We start from the raw sequence: 19,150 nt of genomic DNA, 5'->3' as shown, positions 1-19,150 counted from the left end.
ACCCGGCCCCAAGGCCCGCCCGATCATGTCCGACACTCGTCCCGATACGCTTTTCGCCCTCACCGCGCTTTCGCCCATCGACGGCCGCTACGCCAGCAAGACCGAAGCGCTGCGCGACTGGCTCTCCGAAGCCGCCTTCATGCGCCACCGCGTCACCGTCGAGGTGCACTGGCTGATCGCGCTGTCGCGCGCCGGCTTCGCCGAAGTCCCGCGCTTCTCCGATGCGTCCGAACAATTCCTGCTGCAGCTCGCCGAGCGCTTCACCGCGCACGACGCCGCCCGCATCAAGGAAATCGAGCGCGTGACGAACCACGACGTGAAGGCCGTCGAATACTGGCTGAAGGAATCGGTGAAGGGCCAGGAAGAACTCGAAAAGGCCAGCGAATTCATCCACTTCGCGTGCACGTCGGAAGACATCAACAACACGTCGCACGGGATGATGCTCGCCGGCGCGCGCGAACACGTGATCCTGCCGGCACTGCGCACGGTCTACCAGCGCCTCGTCGCACTCGCGCACGCACACGCCGAGCAGCCGATGCTGTCGCGCACGCACGGCCAGCCGGCCAGCCCGACGACGCTCGGCAAGGAACTCGCGAACGTCGCGGCCCGTCTCGCCCGTGCGATCGTGCGCATCGAGAAGGTCGAGATCCTCGGCAAGATGAACGGTGCGGTCGGCAACTTCAACGCGCATCTCTCGGCGTATCCGGAATTCGACTGGGAAGCGTTCTCGCGCGACGTGATCGAGAATCGCCTGAAGCTCACGTTCAACCCGTACACGATCCAGATCGAGCCGCACGACTACATGGCCGAGCTGTTCGACGCCGTGGCGCGCGCGAACACGATCCTGCTCGATCTCGACCGCGACGTGTGGGGCTACATCTCGGTCGGCTACTTCAAGCAGAAGACGAAGGCCGGTGAAATCGGCTCGTCGACGATGCCGCACAAGGTCAACCCGATCGACTTCGAGAACTCGGAAGGCAACCTCGGCCTCGCGAACGCGACGCTGCGCCACCTCGCCGACAAGCTGCCGGTGTCGCGCTGGCAGCGCGACCTGACCGACTCGACGGTGCTGCGCAACATGGGCGTCGCGCTCGGCTACTCGCTGCTCGCGTACGATTCGCTGATCCGCGGCCTCGACAAGCTCGAAGTGAACCCGCAGCGCCTGAACGAAGACCTCGACAACTGCTGGGAAGTGCTCGCCGAGCCGGTGCAGACGGTGATGCGCCGCTACGGCATCGAGAACCCGTACGAGCAGCTGAAGGAGCTGACGCGCGGCAAGGGCATCACGCGCGAAGCGCTGCAGGAATTCGTCGGCACGCTCGCGATCCCGCAGGATGCGAAGGATCGCCTGCTCGCGATGACGCCTGCGTCGTACATCGGCAAGGCCGTCGAACTCGCGAAGCGGATCGCGTAAGCGCCACCGCCGCCGCACGTAAAAAAGCCCGATGCGAGCAATCGCATCGGGCTTTTTCGTTGCCTGCAGCCGCCGGTCAGAACGAGATCATCCGCCCTGGGTTGAGCGCGCTCATCACGCTCATCGCGGCCTTCGCGGCGGGAATCGCGATCGGCGACAACTGGCGGCCGAGCGGAATCGCGCGATGGTCGATGCCGGTCAGCATCGAGAAATCGTCGTTACGGCCGACGAAATCGTCACAGATCGCCTTGCCGATCCGCACCGTCTGCGCGACGCCGTGACCGCTCCAGCCCTGCACCATGTACATCGGCACGCGGCCGTCGGTCTTGCGGCTATCGGTCGCGCCGTTCAGCGTGAAGTCGCTGACGCCGCTCCAGCAGTAGTCGAGCGCGAACCGACCGTCGTGCTGCGGGAACACGGCGTTCAGCCGCGTCAGCAGGTACGCGTTCACGTCGGGCTGCGCCCAGCACGTGCCGGTGCCCTGCCCGCCGAACAGCAGGCGGTTGCCGCGTACCGGACGGTAGTAGTCGATCTGGAACTGCGTGTCGTACACGGGCATGCCGGCCGGCATCAGCGTCGCGACATCGACGTCGAGCGGCGCCGTCACGCTCACGTAGGTAAAGAACGGCACGGTCGTCGCGGCACCGTCGTCGAGCAGCCGGAACGTCGTGTTGTGCAGCGCGAGCACGACGCCCTTGCGCGCGGTGATCGTGCCGCCCGGCGTCGTTGCGACGACGCCGTTCGGCGTCTCGTCGAGTTCGAGCACCTCGGTGCCCTCGAACAGCGCACCGCCGTTCAGCCGGAAGCCGTGCACGAGGCCGCGCACCAGCGCGAGCGGATGAATCTGGCCGCCGAGCGCGTCGATCGCCGCGCCGTGGTACAGCCCCGAGCGCACGTATTCGTCGTGCAGCTGATGGCGGCCGACGAGCGTCACGCCCGCATCGCCGAGATGACGGCGCGCATCCGCGCCGTCCAGCAGCGCGCTCATGTGGCCCGGGTGCACCGCCGCCGTAATGTGGCCGCGCTTGCGGTCGAGTTCGAGCGCGTAACGTGCGCCAATCGCATCGATCAGGTCCATCGATTCGGCCGATGCGAAGCGCCACAGCCGCTTCGCGTCGTCATGCGACAGGTAGTCGATCATGTCGGCGGCTTCCCAGCGCGCGAGGCCGGGCGTGAGCTGCCCGCCGTTGCGGCCCGATGCGGCCGAGCCGACGTGATGCTTGTCGACGAGGATCGTGTCGACGCCCGCTTCCGCGAGATGCAGCGCGGCCGACGCGCCGAGCAGGCCCGCGCCGATCACGAGCACGTCGCATTCGGCATCGTGCGCGAGCGGCGCGCTGTTCGCGTGACGCGACAGAGACGCCTCGTACCAGTTGGCCGGGCGCTCGCCATCGTAGCGGGCCGGCTCGCACCAGTTCCAGTTGTCTTTTTCGATGTTCAGTTGCGTTTGTTCGAAACGCGATTCGCCCTGGATCAGGGGTTGATGGTTGAAAGTCATGATTGCACTTGCATGGTCTTGGGCCGCCTGTCGAAGAGCCTTCTGGCTTCGCGGGTGGGGCAGCCGGTTCCACTTGGGTGTCAACGAAAAAAAGGGGCGTGATGGCCCGTGTTGACGGCGGGCACGCTCGTGCCGCCTGGATCCCGGACTGTGCGAAAGCACGTCTTGAAAGGTGCCGGGACACCCAATTTCTACACCGCAGAAATAATTCTACAGTGTAGAATATCCTTTCGTCAAGTTTCCAGTCGGCGCCGTATCGGCACGCCAGCCCGCATCGATGAAAGACAAACCCGCCCAGGGCCCGCGCGGCCTCGACAAGGATGCAATCGTTGCAGCCGCGCTCGCGCTGCTCGAAGACGTCGGCGAAGCCGCGTTCAGCGTACGCAAGCTCGCGCAGTCGGTCGGCTGCGACCCGATGAGCGTGCTGTATCACTTCAAGTCGAAGGAAGGCCTGAGCCGCGCGATCGCGAACGCGCTGTCGCGCTCGCTCGTGCCGGTCGACGCCGCGCTGCCGTGGCGCGAACGGCTGCGCGACCTCGCACGCCAGTACCGCGCGCTCGCGCTGCGCTACCCGGCGGCGTTCGCGCTGCTGCAGCGGCACATGAGTACCGGGCCGGCCGATCTCGCGCACATCGAGGCCGTGCATCGCGCGCTGGCCGACGCCGGCATCCCGCGCGCGGCGCTGCCGGCGGTGTGCGTCGGCTGGTATGCCAGCGTGATCGGGCTTGCCGCGGCCGAAGCCGGCGGCCTCACGCGCGCCGCGAACGACGTCGAGCTCGCGGAAATGGCAGCGCTGTCCGACGCCGCGCATCCGCTCGTCAAGGCAGCCGCCCCGCTCTATGCGCAGCTCGATCCGGCAGCCGTGCATGACACGATGCTCGACGTGCTGCTCGACGGCATCGCGAAGCAGGCACGCGCGGCCTGACCGGCCCGCGGGCCCAGGTCCGCCAACGAAAAAGGCGCCCCGCAGGGCGCCTTTTGCATGGCGATTGCCGTGAACCGCGCTCAGTGCTGCTGCGCGAGGCCGATCTTCAGCATGACCTGATCGACGATCTGCTCGGGTGTCAGCTCGATGCTGACCTCGATCGCTTCGTCCGGGCCGGGCTCCTCGAGCGTGTCCAGCTGGCTCTTCAGCAGCGACGGATCGAAGAAATGGCCGGTGCGGCTCTTCAGGCGCTCGTGCAACACCTCGAACGAACCCTTCAGATACACGAACCGCACGTCGGTATCGGTGCCGCGCAGCACGTCGCGGTACGACCGCTTCAACGACGAGCACGTGAACACGGCCGTCTCGCCGGCCCGCTGCTTTTCCTCGATGGCCGCGCGAATCGTGCGCAGCCACGGCCAGCGGTCGTCGTCGGTCAGCGGAATGCCGTTGTGCATCTTTTCCTTGTTCGCCGCGCTGTGAAACGCGTCGCCATCGGTATAGCTGCACGACAGGCGTTCCGCCAGCATTTCGCCGATTCGCGACTTGCCCGCGCCCGACACGCCCATTGCGATCAGAATCATTGACTACCCCTTGTTACAAAACCATGCTCAGCAGCAGCGTGAAGCCAAGCCCAAGCACCGAGATGATGGTTTCGAGCAACGACCAGGTCTTGAACGTCTGACCGACCGTCATCCCGAAGTATTCCTTGATCAGCCAGAAGCCGCCGTCGTTCACGTGCGAGAAGATCAGCGAGCCCGAGCCCGTGGCGAGCACCAGCAGTTCCGGGCTGACCGTCGTGCCGGCCGCCGCCGCGATCGGTGCGACGATGCCGCAGGCCGTGGTCATCGCGACCGTCGCCGAACCCGTCGCGAGACGCATCAGCGCGGCAACGAACCAGCCGAGCAGCAGCGGCGACAGGTGCGCGTGCTTCGCGGTTTCGACGATCTGCTGCGAAATCCCGCTGTCGCGCAGGACGCCGCCGAAGCCGCCGCCCGCGCCGACGATCAGCGTGATGCCGGCGATCGGCGCCAGGCACTCGCCGCAGAACTTCTGGATCTGGTCGCGGTTGAAGCCCTGCAGCTTGCCGAACGTGAAGAAGCTCACGAGCACGGCGATCAGCAGCGCGACGTCCGAGTTGCCGGCAAAGCGCAGCAGGTTGTTCGGCAGCGACTTCGGTGCGAACAGCAGGTCGGCCCAGCTGCCGACGAGCATCAGCACGACGGGCAGCAGGATCGTGAACAGCGTGATGCCGAAGCTCGGCAGTTCACGCTTGCGGCCATCCGTGTGCGTGTCGACGAATTGGGCGGCGAGCGGATTGTTCTCCGGCAGCTTCACGAACTTCGAGATCGTCAGCGCGAACAGCGGGCCCGCGATGATCGCGGTCGGCACGCCGACGATCAGGCCGAACGCGATCGTCTTGCCGATATCGGCGCCGTATTGCTGAACGGCCAGGAGTGCGGCCGGGTGCGGCGGGATCAGGCCGTGCACGACGGACAGGCCGGCCACCATCGGCAGGCCGACGACGAGCAGCGACTTGCCGGTGCGCTTCGCGACGTTGAACGCGATCGGAATCAGCAGCACGAAGCCGACTTCGAAGAACACCGGCAGGCCGACGATGATCGCGACGAACATCATCGCCCAGTGGATGTTCTTTTCACCGAACCAGTCGATCAGCGTGGTCGCGATCCGTTCGGCGCCGCCCGATTCGGCCATCATCTTGCCGAGCATCGTGCCAAGGCCGACGACGATCGCGATGTGGCCGAGCGTGCCGCCGGTGCCCGCCTCGAACGACTTGACGATCTTGTCCATCGGCATGCCGACGACCAGGCCGAGGCCGAGCGAGACGATGATCAGCACCAGGAACGGGTAGATCTTGAAGCGCGCGATCATCAGGATCAGCGCGGCGATCGCGATCAGCGTGAATACGAGCAGCATGCTGCCTTGGACAGCCCCCATGTGGCACTCCTCCTAGAATTGTTCGAGCCGGGCGAGTTGTTGCGAGTATGCCCGGCTAAGCAGGTCTCCGAAACACGGGGGGTACCCACCCCGTCAGGACGCTGAATTTTACTTATCTTTACGGTTCGCGGATAGAACCGGTTCCATCAGCAAAAACCCTCGGCAAAACAAGCACTAAGGCTCGCTTTCCGAGGGTCAAACCTTCATTTCGTACAAGTCTTAACGGGGGAGCTGGCTCGCGGCTTGCGCAAGACGCGTGACTTCGGCCCAGTCCTGCGCGGCGAGCGCGGCTTTCGGCGTGAGCCAGGAACCGCCGACGCACACGACATTCGGCAGTTTCAGGAAATTCGGCGCCGTTTCGACGGTGATGCCGCCGGTCGGGCAGAACTTCAGCGCCGGGAACGGGCCGTGGAACGCCTGCAGCATCGGTACGCCGCCCGCCTGCTGCGCGGGGAAGAACTTCACGATCTCGTAGCCGAATTCGAGCGCCTGGATGATGTCGCTCGGCGTCATCACGCCCGGCAGCAGCGGCAGGCCCGCGTCGAGCGACGCGAGGTGCAGCTCCTTCGTCAGGCCCGGCGACACGCCGAACTTCGCGCCCGCGCGCTTCGCCTGCTCGCAATGCTCCGGCTTCGTGATCGTGCCGACGCCGACGACGATGTCGTCCGCGAGCTGGCTCGCACGCTGGATCGCCTCCAGGCCGGCCGGCGTGCGCAGCGTGATCTCGAGCACCTTCACGCCACCCGCGTGCAACGCCCGCGACACGTGTTCGCCCTGCTCGACCGAGTCGAATGCGAGCACCGGGATGACCGGGCCCAGCTTCACGATTTCAGCAATCGTCTTCATTGAATTGGCTCCTTGAAATTCATGCGGCGACGTGGGCGGCCGTTTCGCCGACCAGCGCGCCGAAAACCGATGCGCCCTGTTCGGCCGGCGCGGCGGCCGCGCGGAACACGCCGAACAGTTCACGCCCGAAACCGACCTCGTTCTCGGCCTGGTGCAGCGGCTGCGCGACCGGGCGCGCCTGCCACTCGGCGGCGTCGACCTCGATGTCGAGCACGCCGGCTTCCGCGTCGATCACGAGCGTATCGCCCGTCTTCACCTTGCCGAGCGGGCCGGCCAGCAGCGCCTCCGGCGACACGTGGATCACGGCCGGCACCTTGCCCGACGCGCCCGACATGCGGCCGTCGGTGACGAGCGCGACATGGAAGCCCTGATCCTGCAGCACGCCGAGCAGCGGCGTCAAACGGTGCAGCTCGGGCATCCCGTTCGCGCGCGCGCCCTGGAAGCGCACCACCGCGACGAAGTCGCGCTTCAGCTCGCCGCGATCGAATGCTTCCTGCACGGCTTCCTGCGAATCGAACACGATCGCGGGGGCGCTCACCTTGCGGTGCTCGGGCGCGACCGCCGAAATCTTGATCACGCCGCGGCCGAGCCGGCCCTGCATCAGGCGCAGGCCGCCGTCCGGCTGGAACGGGTCGCCAATGCCGCGCAGCACCTTCGTGTCGTGGCTCTCGGCCGCGCCGTCGACCCACGTCAGCTTGCCGTCGATCAGCTTCGGCTCCTTCGTGTAGTGCGACAGTCCCTTGCCGGCCACCGTCGTCACGTCCTCGTGCAGCAGCCCGCCTTCGAGCAGGTTGCGCACCAGGAACGCGACGCCGCCCGCCGCGTGGAAATGGTTCACGTCGGCCTTGCCGTTCGGGTAGATCTTCGCGAGCAGCGGCACGACGGCCGACAGTTCGTCGAAATCGTCCCAGTCGATCAGGATGCCGGCCGCGCGCGCGATCGCGACGAGGTGCAGCGTGTGGTTGGTCGAGCCGCCCGTCGCGAGCAGCGCGACGATCCCGTTGACGATCGCCTTCTCGTCGATTACATGGCCGATCGGCGTATAGTGGCCGCGCTCGACGGTCAGGTCGAGTACGCGGCGCGCAGCCTCGGCCGTCAGCGCGGTGCGCAGCGGCGTGTGCGGGTGGACGAACGCCGAACCCGGCAGGTGCAGCCCCATCAGCTCCATCAGCATCTGGTTGCTGTTCGCGGTGCCGTAGAACGTGCAGGTGCCGTGGCCGTGATATGCGGCCGATTCGGCTTCGAGCAGCGCGTCGCGGCCGACCTGGCCGGTCGCGAACTGCTGGCGGATCTTCGCCTTGTCGTCGTTCGACAGGCCGCTCGTCATCGGGCCGGCCGGCACGAAGATCGTCGGCAGGTGGCCGAACTGCAGCGCACCGATCAGCAGGCCCGGCACGATCTTGTCGCAGATGCCCAGGCAGAGCGCCGCGTCGAACATGTTGTGCGTGAGCGCGATTGCCGTGCCCATCGCGATCGCCTCGCGCGAGAACAGCGACAGCTCCATCCCCGGGTTGCCCTGCGTGACGCCGTCGCACATCGCCGGTACGCCGCCCGCGAACTGCGCGACACCGCCGTTCTCGCGCGCGGCGGCCTTGATGATGTCGGGGAAATCCTTGTACGGCGCGTGCGCGGACAGCATCTCGTTGTACGACGACACGATGCCGATGTTCGGCTCGCGAATCGCCTTGATCGCGAACTTGTCGTTGCCTTCGAGGCCCGCGAAGCCGTGCGCGAGGTTCGCGCACGACAGCGCGCCGCGCGCCGGGAACTTGCCCTGCGCGCCGTCGATGCGCTGCAGATAGGCGGAACGGGTCGATTGGCTGCGGGCGATCACGCGTTCGGTGACCTTCGCCAGGGTGGGGTGCAGCGACGTCATGCTGGGCGCTCCTGTATGCCGGCCGACACCGGCGGTTGGAATCGTGGGGACGGTCGAATGCATCGACAGAACGAAGCCAGTCTAGTAGAAAAACTACAAGCATGCAATGCCGATCGATTCGCGCGCAATCCTTATTCCCGCTACCAGCAAGGCTTCACCTAGTAAAAACCCTAATTACCCTCGCCATCGCTGCGCCGAGAGCACCGTGATAACGCTAGTATTTTTATGTAGATTTTCTACAATTTGATTGCGATACACTCGCTCATCCGAACCCGATTTCTGCCTGCCGTCCCATGTTGCCCCGCATTGAAGCAATCCGCGCCGAGTTGCGCCCGTCCGAGCGCAAGCTCGCCGACTACATCCTCGCCGCGCCGCGCGAGGTGCTCGACCTCGCGATGACCGAGCTGTCGACGCGCGCGGGCGTCAGCCAGCCGACGATCGCCCGCTTCTGCCAGGCGCTCGGCTGCAGCGGCTTTCGCGAATTCAAGATCCGGCTCGCGCAGAGCGTCGCGCCGGGCGTGTCGTCGGTCTATCGCGACGTCAAGCCCGACGAACCGGCGCCCGGCATCATCGGCAAGGTGTTCGACCGCACGATCGGGGCGCTGATCGAGGTGCGCAACAGCCTGTCCGCGGGCAGCGTTGCCGAGGCGATTGCGCTGCTGTCGAACGCATCGCGGATCGAGTTCTACGGCGCCGGCGGCTCGGGCATCGCCGCGCAGGACATCCAGCACAAGTTCTTCCGGCTCGGCGTGCCGAGCGTCGCGTATTCGGACCCGCACACGTTCTCGATGTCGTCGGCGCTGCTCGGCCCGCACGACGTCGTCGTCGCGATCTCGAACACCGGCCGCACGCGCGACATCGTCGACGCCGCGCGCTCCGCGCTCGCGTGCGGCGCGAAGGTCGTTGCGATTACGCAGAGCCATTCGCCGCTCGCGAAGCTCGCGACGGTGAGCCTCGCGTCGAACGTTGCGGAGGAAACGGACGTGTTCTCGCCGATGACGTCGCGGATGTCGCATCTCGCGATCGGCGACATTCTCGCGGTCGGCGTCGCGCTGTCGCGCGGCCCGGCGCTGATGGAGCGGGTCGGCCGCGCGAAGGAGGCGATCACGCGCCGCCGGATCGACGACGGCGCGAAGGATTGAGCCGGCACCGCTGCCGACCGCGCGTAAACGACAAACGGCGCCCCGCGGGGCGCCGTTGCACATCGGGCGGTGCCGGCAACCTCTCCGGCCAAACCGCTCAGAACGGCTTGATCACGACCAGCGCGACCGCCGCGAGCATGCCGAGCACCGGCAGCTCGTTGAACACGCGATACCACTTGTCGGTGCGGCGGTTCTCGCCGCGCTCGAACACCCGCAGCAGGTGCCCGCAATACGCGTGATAGATGATCAGCAGCAGCACGACCGTCACCTTCGCGTGAATCCAGCCCTGCCCCTGCCCGATGCCGATCGCGAGCCAGAGCCACAGCCCGCAGGCCAGCGCCGGCACCGCGATCATCGTCATGAAGCGGAACAGCTTGCGCGCCATCAGCAGCAGGCGCCGCACGGCGGCCGGATCGGTTTCCATGGCCAGGTTCACGTAGATGCGCGGCAAGTAGAACAATCCTGCAAACCACGCGGCGATCAGAACGATATGGAACGTCTTGACCCAGAGCATCGCCATCGGTTGAGTGCCTCGCTGTTTACTGGCGGCCTTCGCCGTGTCCGAGCACGACGTACTTCAGCGACGTCAGCCCTTCCAGGCCGACGGGGCCACGTGCGTGCAGCTTGTCGTTCGAGATGCCGATTTCCGCGCCGAGGCCGAATTCGAAGCCGTCCGCGAAGCGCGTCGACGCGTTGACCATCACGCTCGCCGAATCGACCTCGCGCAGGAACCGCATCGCGCGGTCGTGATCCTCGGTGACGATCGCGTCCGTGTGGTGCGAGCCGTAATGGTTGATGTGCTCGATCGCGGCGTCGAGGCCGTCGACCACCTTGATCGCGAGCACCGGTGCGAGATATTCGGTGTGCCAGTCTTCCTCGGTGGCATCGACGAGCGGGCCGACACCCGCATCGGCGAGCACCGCGCGCGCGGCCGCATCGACGCGCAGTTCGACCTGCTTGTCGCGATACAGCTTGCCGAGCGGCGGCAGCAGCGTCGCCGCGATACCGCTCGAAACGAGCAGCGTCTCCATCGTGTTGCAGGTGCCGTAGCGGTGCGTCTTCGCGTTGTCGCAGACGGTCAGCGCCTTCGCGAGATCGGCGCGTTCGTCGACGTACACGTGGCAGATGCCGTCGAGGTGCTTGATCATCGGCACCCGCGCCTCGTTGATCAGGCGCTCGATCAGGCTCTTGCCGCCGCGCGGCACGATCACGTCGACGTATTCGGTCATCGTGATCAGCTTGCCGACCGCCGCGCGATCGGCCGTCGCGACGACCTGCACCGCGTCCTGCGGCAGGCCGGCTGCCTCGAGCCCTTCGCCGATCAGCTTCGCGAGCGCCGCGTTCGATTCGAGCGCTTCGGAGCCGCCGCGCAGGATCGTCGCATTGCCCGACTTCAGGCACAGCGCAGCCGCGTCGATCGTGACGTTCGGGCGCGATTCGTAGATGATGCCGATCACGCCGAGCGGCACGCGCATCTGGCCGACCTGAATCCCGCTCGGGCGGTACTTGAGGTTGCCGATCTCGCCGATCGGATCGGCCAGCGACGCCACCTGGCGCAAGCCCTCGACCATCGTCTTCAGCGCCTTGTCCGACAGCGTCAGGCGATCGACGAACGCCGCATCGAGCCCCTTTTCACGGGCACGGGCGACATCGCGGGCATTCGCGTCCTTCAGCACCTGCGCGTCGCGTTCGATCGCGCGCGCCACGGCGTCGAGCGCCGCGTTCTTCGCGGCCGTGCTGGCGCGCGCCATCGCGCGGGAAGCGTGCCGGGCGCGACGGCCCAGGTCGGTCATGTACTGATCGATATCCATCGTGTGACTCGAGAAGCGCGCCGCGCTGGGCGGCATGAATTCGTGGGGAAGCGTGAGCGGCGGCGGCCGGAGAGCCGCGCCAGCTATCGAAACATTGTAAGCGGGTTGCGCAGCGCGCGCTGAAGGCCCGAACGGGACTTAGCGTCGCACGCGCCCCGCGGTCGGCGGTCGCTCGCCGCGGGCACCGGCCACCGTCATCGCGAGCTGGAACAGCCCGTCCCACGGATCGGGCGGCGGTTCGTCCTGCGTGCGGCGGCCCGGCGCGACGGCCGTGAGCCCCTTGACCTGACGGTCGAGCTTCGCGGCAAACGCCAGCGCCTTCTCGAGCACGGCTTCCGACACGCGATTCAGCGCGGGGCCGATCAGCCGCTCGCGCGGCCCCCACACGCGGTTCTCGCGCAGCAGCGTCGCCAGCGGCTTGCCGGCCGTCGTGCCGCGCTTGATCCGCAGCAGCGTGCGCAATTCCTCGACGACGGCCCACATCACGAGCACGATCGCCTCGCCCTCGCCCTTCAAGCCGTCGATCATCCGCGCGAGCCGCGCAGCGTCGCCGGCGAGCATGGCTTCGTTCAGCTTGAACACGTCGTAACGCGCGACGTTCAGCACCGCGTCGTGCACCTGCTCGAACGACAGTGTCCCCTGCGGATACAGCAGCCCGAGCTTCTGGATTTCCTGGTGTGCGGCAAGCAGGTTGCCTTCGACGCGCTCGGCGATGAACTGCAGCGCGCGCCGCCCGTCCTCGCCGGGCGCGGCGCGCTGGCCCTGCATCGCGAGGCGCTGGCCGATCCAGTTCGGCAGCTGCGCGCGGTCGACCGGATCGATCTTCAGCGCGACACCGCCGTTCTGCAGCGCGGTGAACCACGCGGATTTTTGCGTGGCCGCGTCGAGGCGCGGCAACGTGACGAGCATCAGCGCGTCGGGGTTCGGCGTGGCCGCGAGCGACTTCAGCGCATCGGCGCCTTCCTTGCCGGGCTTGCCCGACGGAATGCGCAGCTCGATCAGCTGGCGCTCGCCGAACAGCGACATCGCCTGGGTTGCGCCGAGCAGCACGCTCCAGTCGAAGCCGCGCTCGACCGTATGCACCGAACGCTCGGTGAAACCGGCCGCGCGCGCGGCCGCACGAATGCGGTCGCACGCTTCCTGCGCGAGCAGCGGCTCGTCGCCGTAGACGGTATAGAGCCCGGCCAACCCCTTCGCGAGGTGCGGCTCCAGTGCATCAAGTCGCAGTTGCATCGATACGTGCGCCGTCGATCAGAGCGGCGGCGGCGGCAACGGCGCGCGCGGTGCGACGCCCGGTACCACGTCTTCCGGTGCCGGCGTCAGCGAATGGACGATCGCGAGACGCCGCATCAGCTGGTCGACCGCATCGTTCTGCATGTCGCCGTACAGGATGTCGGCTTCCTGCGCCTTCGCGTTCGTGTACTGGTCGCTGTACGTCATCGCGCGGTTCAGCGCGATCGCGCTCGGCGGGATCAGCACCGTGCCGTCCTTGCTCGTCAACGTGTAGTTCAGCGTGTAGAACAGCGCGTATTCCTGCGCCGAGCCGTACTTGTTGAGCGTCAGCGTGTTCTGGCCACGCGACTCCCACATGCGCAGCACGGCATCGGCGTCGTCCGCCGACTTGACGATCTTCGTGTCGCTGCCGGCCTCGACGAGGCGCACGAGGCGCGCCTCGACCGGCGCCGGCGCGCCGGCGATCAGCAGGTGCTTGAACGCGTAGTCCTGCTGGCCGCGCAACTGGAAGCCGCATGCCGACAGCGCAACCGCGCTGCCGACTGCGAGCATCAAAAACGATCTGCGGATCACCTTCGCTCCTTCTGGGTACGTCCGACGGCCAACGGCCGTCAGACGACGATGTTCACGAGGCGGCCCGGCACGACGACGATCTTCTTCGCCGGCTTGCCGTCGCTGAACTTCGCGAACGCGTCGTCGGCCACTGCCGCGGCCTCGATCGCCTCGCGGCTCGCGTCCTTCGCCACCTTCAGCGCGCCGCGCACCTTGCCGTTCACCTGCAGCACGAGTTCGATCTCGGCCTGCTCGAGCGCGGCCTCGTCGACCTTCGGCCACGGTGCGTCAAGCAGCGGCCCGAATTCGTCCGCGTAGCCAAGCGCCTTCCACAGCTCGAACGTGACGTGCGGCACGACCGGGTACAGCACGCGCAGCAGCACGCCGTACGTTTCACGCAGCACGCCGGGCGTCGCGCCCTTCGCGCCGTCGATCGCGTTCAGCATCTTCATCGCAGCCGACACGACCGTGTTGTACTGCAAGCGCTGGTAGTCGAAATCGGCCTGCTTCAGCACGTTGTAGATCTCGCGGCGCAGCGCCTTGTCGGCTTCGCCGAGCGCGGCCGCGTCGAAGCCCGCGCGCGCGGCGAGCGCTTCGCGGTTCGCCGCGCCGAAGCTCCACACGCGGCGCAGGAAGCGGCTCGCGCCCTCGACGCCCGCACCCGACCACTCGAGCTGCTGCTCGGGCGGCGCGGCGAACATCGTGAACAGGCGCGCGGTATCGGCGCCGTACTGGTCGATCAGCACCTGCGGATCGACGCCGTTGTTCTTCGACTTCGACATCTTCTCGATGCCGCCGAGCACGACCGGCTGGCCGTCCGTGTTCAGCGTCGCGCCGACCGGGCGGCCCTTGTCGTCGTGCGTGACCGTCACGTCGGCCGGGTTGTACCAGGTCTTCTTGCCGGAAGCGTCTTCACGGTAGAACGTCTCGTTCAGCACCATGCCCTGCGTGAGCAGGTTCTTCGCCGGTTCACCGAACTTCACGAGGCCGAGGTCGCGCATCACCTTGGTCCAGAAGCGCGAATACAGCAGGTGCAGGATCGCGTGCTCGATGCCGCCGATGTACTGATCCATCGGCATCCAGTAATCAGTGCGCGCGTCGACCATCGTCTCGGCATCCGGCGCCGTGTAGCGCGAGAAGTACCACGACGAATCGACGAAGGTGTCCATCGTGTCGGTTTCGCGCTTCGCGGCCGCGCCGCACTTCGGGCACGTGCAGTTCAGGAACGCTTCCGACTTCGCGAGCGGGTTGCCCGAGCCGTCCGGCACGAGGTCTTCCGGCAGCACGACGGGCAGATCCTTCTCCGGCACCGGCACGTCGCCGCACGACGGGCAGTGGATGATCGGGATCGGCGTGCCCCAGTAGCGCTGGCGCGACACGCCCCAGTCGCGCAGGCGCCACGTGACCTGCTTGTCGCCGAAGCCGCCGGCTTTCAGGTCGGCCGCGACCGCGTCGACGGCTTCCGTGTAGCGCAGGCCGTCGTACTTGCCGCTGTTCACGCAGGCTGCGACTTCCTTGTCGCCGTACCACTCCTGCCATGCGTCGAGCGAGTACTGCTGGCCTTCGGCCGCGATCACCTGCTTGATCGGCAGGTCGTATTTCTTCGCGAACGCGAAATCGCGCTCGTCGTGGCCCGGCACGCCCATCACCGCGCCTTCGCCATAGCTCATCAGCACATAGTTGCCGATCCACACCTCGACGGGCTCGCCCGTCAGCGGATGCGTGACCGAGAAGCCCGTCGCGACGCCCTTCTTCTCCATCGTCGCAACGTCGGCCTCGGCGACGCCGCCGCGCTTGCATTCGTCGATGAATGCGAGCAGTTCCGGCTTGTCCTGCGCCAGACGCGTGGCCAGCGGATGCTCGGCCGCGATCGCGCAGAAGGTGACGCCCATGATCGTGTCGGCGCGCGTCGTGAACACGCGCAGCAGCTTCTTCTCGCCGTCGAGTTCGTACGGGAAGCCGAAGTTCACGCCGAAGCTCTTGCCGATCCAGTTCTGCTGCATGATCTTCACGCGCTCGGGCCAGCCGAGGCCGTCGAGGTCGTTCAGCAGCTCATCCGCGTACTGCGTGATGCGCAGGTAGTACATCGGGATCTCGCGCTTCTCGACGAGTGCGCCCGAACGCCAGCCGCGGCCGTCGATCACCTGCTCGTTCGCGAGCACGGTCTGGTCGACCGGGTCCCAGTTCACGGTGCCCGTCTTCTTGTACGCGATGCCCTTCTCGAGCATCTTCAGGAACAGCCACTGGTTCCACTTGTAGTAGTCGGGCTTGCACGTCGCGATCTCGCGCGACCAGTCGATCGCGAGGCCCATCGACTGCATCTGGCCCTTCATGTAGTCGATGTTGTCGTAGGTCCACTTCGCGGGCGGCACGCCGTTCGCCATCGCGGCGTTCTCGGCCGGCATCCCGAACGCGTCCCAGCCCATCGGCATCAGCGTGTTGTAGCCGTTCATCCGCAGATAGCGGTACATCACGTCGTTGATCGTATAGTTGCGCACGTGACCCATGTGCAGCTTGCCGGACGGGTACGGCAGCATCGATACGCAGTAGAACTTGGGCTTCTGCGAATCTTCCTTCGTCTTGTAGGCATCGGCTGCGCGCCAGTCGCCCTGGGCGGCGGCTTCGACGTCGGCGGGTACGTATCTCTCGTGCATGGTGTGGTTCGGACTAGGCTTTAAGCGGCGCGACGGCGCGCGCGCAGGAGTGGATCGAAAATCGTGCTTGCCCGGCGGACCTGCAGGTTCGCTGTTGCCGGACCTGTTCGCGGTTTCCGGGCATTTTCCGGGTAACCCGCAGCATGCCCGGGTAGCCTGGAAAATTCCGGGTTACCTGAAAAAAGCCTGCCAACCGGGAAAAACGTTGATTATACCGCCCGCGCCGGCCCATTCGACCGGTCTTGCGGCGTGTGGCCCGATCCCGCGGCAGCGGCTGGCCGCCGGATCCGCTCAGCGGTTGGCCGGCACGGCAGGCGCCGCCGCGGAACCGCCCGCCTGCGGCGGCACGTCGGTCACGAAGCCGATCCGCGTGAGGCCGGCGGCCTGCGCGGCGCCCATCACCTGCGCGATCACGTCGTAGCGGGTCGCACGCGACGCGCGCAGCCGCAGCTCGGGCGGCGCGCCGCCCGCGGCGGCGGCCCGGAAGCGCGCCGGCAGCGCATCGAGCGCCACGGGCGCGTCGTCCCAGTACAGCTTGCCCGCGTCGTCGATCGACAACGTGACGGATTGCGGCGTGTCGCGCGCGACGCTGGCCGCGACCTTCGGCAGGTCGAGCCGGATCGCGTGCGTCATCAGCGGCGCGGTGATGATGAAGATGACGAGCAGCACCAGCATCACGTCGATCAGCGGGGTCATGTTGATCTCCGCCATCGGCGCGGACGTCTTGTGGTGCTCGAGTCCGCCGAATGCCATGGTCGCTCCTCCGGAATGCGCGCGTCAGGCTTCCTGCGCGCACAAGAATACGTGCAGGTCGCGCGCGAAGCCGTCGAGTTCCTCGGCGAGCTGCCGCACGAGCCGACCGAGGATGTTGTAGGCCAGCACCGCGGGAATCGCGACGACGAGCCCGAACGCGGTCATGATCAGCGCCTCGCCGACCGGCCCCGCGACGTTCTCGATCTGCGCCTGCCCGCTCGCGGCGATGCTGCCGAGCGCGTGGTAGATGCCCCACACGGTGCCGAGCAGCCCGACGAACGGCGCGGTGCTGCCGATCGACGCGAGCAGCACCTGGCCGAATTCGAGGCGCCGCTGCGAGCGCAGCATCGCGTGCCGCAACGCGCGCAGCACGCGTTCGCTGCGTTCGACACGCGCGGCCAGCGCGGCCGGGTCGTGATCGTCCGCCGCATCGCGCGCGGCTTCGGCGAGCGGCACGAACACACGCTCGCGATCGGCGCCGGCGAGCGCGGCAATGCCCGCGTCGAGCGACGGCGCGCGCCAGAACGCGGCGAGCGCGCGCGGCCCCTGCCGCTTCGCGCGGATCAGGAGCCAGGCTTTCATGAGGAGGAAGCACCAGCTGGCGATGGACATCGCCAGCAGCACATAGGCGACGGCATGCGTGATCGCATCGCCGCTTTCGAGGTAGTGGACAACGCCGGTGGGTATCGCCATCGGAGTTTCCCCGTGGTGTCAGCGCAGGCCGAGCACGTCCTGCATGTCGAACAGGCCGGCGCCGCGGGCCGACAGGAAGCGGACCGCGCGCAGCGCGCCCTGCGCGTACGACACGCGGCTCGACGACTTGTGCGTGATCTCGATGCGCTCGCCGATCCCGGCGAACAGCACGGTGTGGTCGCCGACGATGTCGCCGCCGCGCACCGCAGCGAAACCGATCGACGACGGATCGCGCTCGCCCGTCACGCCGTGGCGGCCGTACACCGCGCAATCGTCGAGCGAGCGCCCGAGCGCGCCAGCGACGGCTTCACCCATCATCAGCGCGGTGCCCGACGGTGCATCGACCTTGTGACGGTGATGCGCCTCGATGATCTCGATGTCGTAGCCGTGCGAGAAATGCTTCGCCGCGAATTCGAGCAGCTTCAGCGTGACGTTCACGCCGACACTCATGTTCGCCGCGAACACGATGCCGATCTTGCCCGCCGCGGCCTGCAACGCGGCCTTCTGCTCGGCGGTGAAGCCGGTCGTGCCGATCACGAGCTTCACGTCGTGGCGCAGCGCGGCCTCGATATGGGCCATCGTGCCTTCCGGACGCGTGAAATCGATCAGGTAGTCGGCCTGCGCGAACACCGCGTCGAGGTCGGCGGTCAGCTTGACGCCGGTTTCCTTGCCGAGGAACGCGCCGGCGTCCTGGCCGAGGAACGGCGAATCGGCGCGGTCGAGCGCGCCGACGAGCTGCGCGTCGGCATCGTTGAGAACGGCTTCGATCAGCATCCGGCCCATTCGGCCCGATGCCCCGGCAATCGCAATCTTCATGGCTTTCTACACGACAGGTCTAAAGGCAGGCGGCGCATGCCGCCCTGTTTCCGCACGCGGACTTACTGCGCCGGCGCGGTGATCGGCTGGTTCTGCAGCGTATCCGAGCCTTGCGGGCCGACCGGCGGCGACGCCTCGTTCGACGCGTTCGGCGGCGGCGGACGATGGAACTGGAACTGCGGCTGGATCGCCGGCACCGCGCCCGGCGGCTGGCCGCCCGGCACCGGCGCACCGCCGGCAGCCTGCGCGGCCGGCGCGAAGCGGCGCGCGTTCGAGCCCTGACCCGACACCTGGTTGGTCGCGCGGTTCGCCGCACGGGCGGCCTGCGCGTTCGCATCCTGGTCGACCACCGCCCCGGACACCGGCGCGACAGCCTCCGGTGCCGGCGCGCTCGCCGCCGCTTGCGCGGCGCTCGCGGCTGCGGCAGCCTCGGCGGCCTTCTTCGCCGCTGCGGCCGCCTTCGCCTTCTTGCCGCCGCGGTCGCCGTCGATATCGGCCAGCAGGTCGAGCTCCGAAGGCAGGTTGTCCGCCCCCGTCCAGCCCGCCAGGCGATCGCCCGCGAACGTCACGACGAGATCGCGCTGCTGGACGACTGCCGTCGAGCCACGCTTGAAGTAGAAGAGGTAATCCCAGCGGTCGGCGTGGAACATGTCGGCCAGCAACGGGGTGCCGAGCAGCGCGCGCACCTGCTCGCGCGACATGCCGACCTGCAGTTGCGAGGCCTTCTCCTGCGACACGAAGTTGCCTTGCACGACGGTGATCCGGTAGGGGGTGATGCTCTGCGCGATGCGCTGCGTCACGCTGTCGTACGACGAACAACCAGCCAGCGCGGCAACGGCGGCGGCAGCGATGATGACACTCCGCATGCGGCTCCTCTGAAAGTGCGAAAGAGATTCTGGAATCATTTCCCTCACCGTGCAGGCCCGCGTCGCAGGCCGCGCGTGTTTCTGGAACGGCGAAAAGCCGGTAACATTGAAG

The 19,150-nt window shown here is 67.3% G+C and carries 17 protein-coding genes; 3 read left to right on the top strand and 14 right to left on the bottom strand.

Annotated elements, in window-relative coordinates; translation table 11 throughout:
• Positions 1 to 25: 25 nt before the first annotated feature.
• Entirely contained in the window at positions 26 to 1,414 is a 1,389-nt protein-coding gene (gene purB, locus LGN17_RS04715) for an adenylosuccinate lyase (protein ID WP_226195357.1), read from the top strand.
• Between the two features lie 76 nt (positions 1,415 to 1,490).
• On the opposite strand, the gene LGN17_RS04710 is transcribed toward purB, so the two are convergent.
• Entirely contained in the window at positions 1,491 to 2,912 is a 1,422-nt protein-coding gene (locus LGN17_RS04710) for an NAD(P)/FAD-dependent oxidoreductase (protein ID WP_226195356.1), read from the bottom strand.
• Between the two features lie 277 nt (positions 2,913 to 3,189).
• On the opposite strand from LGN17_RS04710, the gene LGN17_RS04705 reads away from it, so the two are divergent.
• Positions 3,190 to 3,837 carry a TetR/AcrR family transcriptional regulator gene (locus tag LGN17_RS04705; protein ID WP_226195355.1) on the top strand — a complete coding sequence of 216 codons (648 nt, stop codon included), beginning with the start codon at positions 3,190 to 3,192 and terminating at the stop codon, positions 3,835 to 3,837.
• Positions 3,838 to 3,917: 80 nt separating this feature from the next.
• Here LGN17_RS04705 and LGN17_RS04700 read toward each other — a convergent pair whose 3' ends face one another.
• The 4 genes from LGN17_RS04700 to edd all read right to left on the bottom strand — a co-directional run bounded on the left by LGN17_RS04700 (position 3,918) and on the right by edd (position 8,518).
• Positions 3,918 to 4,421 (bottom strand): gluconokinase, encoded by a 504-nt coding sequence (locus tag LGN17_RS04700; protein WP_226195354.1) that lies wholly within the window; start codon positions 4,419 to 4,421, stop codon positions 3,918 to 3,920.
• Between the two features lie 13 nt (positions 4,422 to 4,434).
• Positions 4,435 to 5,796 (bottom strand): GntP family permease, encoded by a 1,362-nt coding sequence (locus tag LGN17_RS04695; RefSeq protein ID WP_175955693.1) that lies wholly within the window; start codon positions 5,794 to 5,796, stop codon positions 4,435 to 4,437.
• A 219-nt stretch (positions 5,797 to 6,015) separates the two neighbouring features.
• Positions 6,016 to 6,642, bottom strand: a complete 627-nt coding sequence (eda, locus tag LGN17_RS04690) for a bifunctional 4-hydroxy-2-oxoglutarate aldolase/2-dehydro-3-deoxy-phosphogluconate aldolase (protein WP_011350938.1) — start codon at positions 6,640 to 6,642, stop codon at positions 6,016 to 6,018.
• A gap of 19 nt (positions 6,643 to 6,661) precedes the next feature.
• Positions 6,662 to 8,518 (bottom strand): phosphogluconate dehydratase, encoded by a 1,857-nt coding sequence (edd, locus tag LGN17_RS04685; RefSeq protein WP_226195353.1) that lies wholly within the window; start codon positions 8,516 to 8,518, stop codon positions 6,662 to 6,664.
• A gap of 293 nt (positions 8,519 to 8,811) precedes the next feature.
• Between edd and LGN17_RS04680 the strand changes: the two genes are divergently transcribed.
• Positions 8,812 to 9,660 (top strand): MurR/RpiR family transcriptional regulator, encoded by an 849-nt coding sequence (locus tag LGN17_RS04680; protein ID WP_175955689.1) that lies wholly within the window; start codon positions 8,812 to 8,814, stop codon positions 9,658 to 9,660.
• Between the two features lie 97 nt (positions 9,661 to 9,757).
• Here the strand turns inward: LGN17_RS04680 and LGN17_RS04675 are convergent, their stop codons facing one another.
• The 9 genes from LGN17_RS04675 to LGN17_RS04635 form a co-directional block, all read right to left on the bottom strand.
• On the bottom strand, positions 9,758 to 10,180 hold the full coding sequence (locus LGN17_RS04675) for a CopD family protein (protein ID WP_144245423.1): 423 nt from the start codon (positions 10,178 to 10,180) through the stop codon (positions 9,758 to 9,760).
• Between the two features lie 19 nt (positions 10,181 to 10,199).
• A complete protein-coding gene (locus LGN17_RS04670; RefSeq protein ID WP_226195352.1) occupies positions 10,200 to 11,471 on the bottom strand; it encodes a glutamate-5-semialdehyde dehydrogenase in 1,272 nt (423 codons plus the stop codon).
• A gap of 138 nt (positions 11,472 to 11,609) precedes the next feature.
• Positions 11,610 to 12,704, bottom strand: a complete 1,095-nt coding sequence (gene holA, locus LGN17_RS04665) for a DNA polymerase III subunit delta (protein ID WP_226195351.1) — start codon at positions 12,702 to 12,704, stop codon at positions 11,610 to 11,612.
• 18 nt (positions 12,705 to 12,722) lie between these two features.
• A complete protein-coding gene (gene lptE, locus LGN17_RS04660; protein ID WP_039361502.1) occupies positions 12,723 to 13,277 on the bottom strand; it encodes an LPS assembly lipoprotein LptE in 555 nt (184 codons plus the stop codon).
• 38 nt (positions 13,278 to 13,315) lie between these two features.
• A complete protein-coding gene (leuS, locus tag LGN17_RS04655; protein ID WP_226195350.1) occupies positions 13,316 to 15,910 on the bottom strand; it encodes a leucine--tRNA ligase in 2,595 nt (864 codons plus the stop codon).
• A gap of 291 nt (positions 15,911 to 16,201) precedes the next feature.
• Complete coding sequence (locus LGN17_RS04650) at positions 16,202 to 16,663, bottom strand: ExbD/TolR family protein (RefSeq protein ID WP_059706681.1); 462 nt, start codon at positions 16,661 to 16,663, stop codon at positions 16,202 to 16,204.
• 24 nt (positions 16,664 to 16,687) lie between these two features.
• A complete protein-coding gene (locus tag LGN17_RS04645) occupies positions 16,688 to 17,356 on the bottom strand; it encodes a MotA/TolQ/ExbB proton channel family protein (RefSeq protein ID WP_226195349.1) in 669 nt (222 codons plus the stop codon).
• Between the two features lie 18 nt (positions 17,357 to 17,374).
• Positions 17,375 to 18,172: a 4-hydroxy-tetrahydrodipicolinate reductase gene (gene dapB / locus LGN17_RS04640; RefSeq protein WP_226195348.1), complete on the bottom strand. Its 798-nt coding sequence runs from the start codon at positions 18,170 to 18,172 to the stop codon at positions 17,375 to 17,377.
• A gap of 62 nt (positions 18,173 to 18,234) precedes the next feature.
• Positions 18,235 to 19,038, bottom strand: coding sequence for an outer membrane protein assembly factor BamE (locus LGN17_RS04635; protein WP_226195347.1), 804 nt, complete (start codon positions 19,036 to 19,038; stop codon positions 18,235 to 18,237).
• Positions 19,039 to 19,150 lie beyond the last annotated feature (112 nt).

Source organism: Burkholderia sp. AU30280, assembly GCF_020420125.1.
Lineage (GTDB): Bacteria > Pseudomonadota > Gammaproteobacteria > Burkholderiales > Burkholderiaceae > Burkholderia.
This window is presented reverse-complemented; position numbering and strand designations above follow the sequence as displayed.

Bases quoted from the DNA above. Each gene is read 5' to 3' on its own strand.
- purB (WP_226195357.1), top strand. From the start codon at position 26: ATGTCCGACACTCGTCCCGATACGCTTTTCGCCCTCACCGCGCTTTCG.
- LGN17_RS04710 (WP_226195356.1), bottom strand. From the start codon at position 2,912: ATGACTTTCAACCATCAACCCCTGATCCAGGGCGAATCGCGTTTCGAA.
- LGN17_RS04705 (WP_226195355.1), top strand. From the start codon at position 3,190: ATGAAAGACAAACCCGCCCAGGGCCCGCGCGGCCTCGACAAGGATGCA.
- LGN17_RS04700 (WP_226195354.1), bottom strand. From the start codon at position 4,421: ATGATTCTGATCGCAATGGGCGTGTCGGGCGCGGGCAAGTCGCGAATC.
- LGN17_RS04695 (WP_175955693.1), bottom strand. From the start codon at position 5,796: ATGGGGGCTGTCCAAGGCAGCATGCTGCTCGTATTCACGCTGATCGCG.
- eda (WP_011350938.1), bottom strand. From the start codon at position 6,642: ATGAAGACGATTGCTGAAATCGTGAAGCTGGGCCCGGTCATCCCGGTG.
- edd (WP_226195353.1), bottom strand. From the start codon at position 8,518: ATGACGTCGCTGCACCCCACCCTGGCGAAGGTCACCGAACGCGTGATC.
- LGN17_RS04680 (WP_175955689.1), top strand. From the start codon at position 8,812: ATGTTGCCCCGCATTGAAGCAATCCGCGCCGAGTTGCGCCCGTCCGAG.
- LGN17_RS04675 (WP_144245423.1), bottom strand. From the start codon at position 10,180: ATGGCGATGCTCTGGGTCAAGACGTTCCATATCGTTCTGATCGCCGCG.
- LGN17_RS04670 (WP_226195352.1), bottom strand. From the start codon at position 11,471: ATGGATATCGATCAGTACATGACCGACCTGGGCCGTCGCGCCCGGCAC.
- holA (WP_226195351.1), bottom strand. From the start codon at position 12,704: ATGCAACTGCGACTTGATGCACTGGAGCCGCACCTCGCGAAGGGGTTG.
- leuS (WP_226195350.1), bottom strand. From the start codon at position 15,910: ATGCACGAGAGATACGTACCCGCCGACGTCGAAGCCGCCGCCCAGGGC.
- LGN17_RS04650 (WP_059706681.1), bottom strand. From the start codon at position 16,663: ATGGCATTCGGCGGACTCGAGCACCACAAGACGTCCGCGCCGATGGCG.
- LGN17_RS04645 (WP_226195349.1), bottom strand. From the start codon at position 17,356: ATGGCGATACCCACCGGCGTTGTCCACTACCTCGAAAGCGGCGATGCG.
- dapB (WP_226195348.1), bottom strand. From the start codon at position 18,172: ATGAAGATTGCGATTGCCGGGGCATCGGGCCGAATGGGCCGGATGCTG.
- LGN17_RS04635 (WP_226195347.1), bottom strand. From the start codon at position 19,038: ATGCGGAGTGTCATCATCGCTGCCGCCGCCGTTGCCGCGCTGGCTGGT.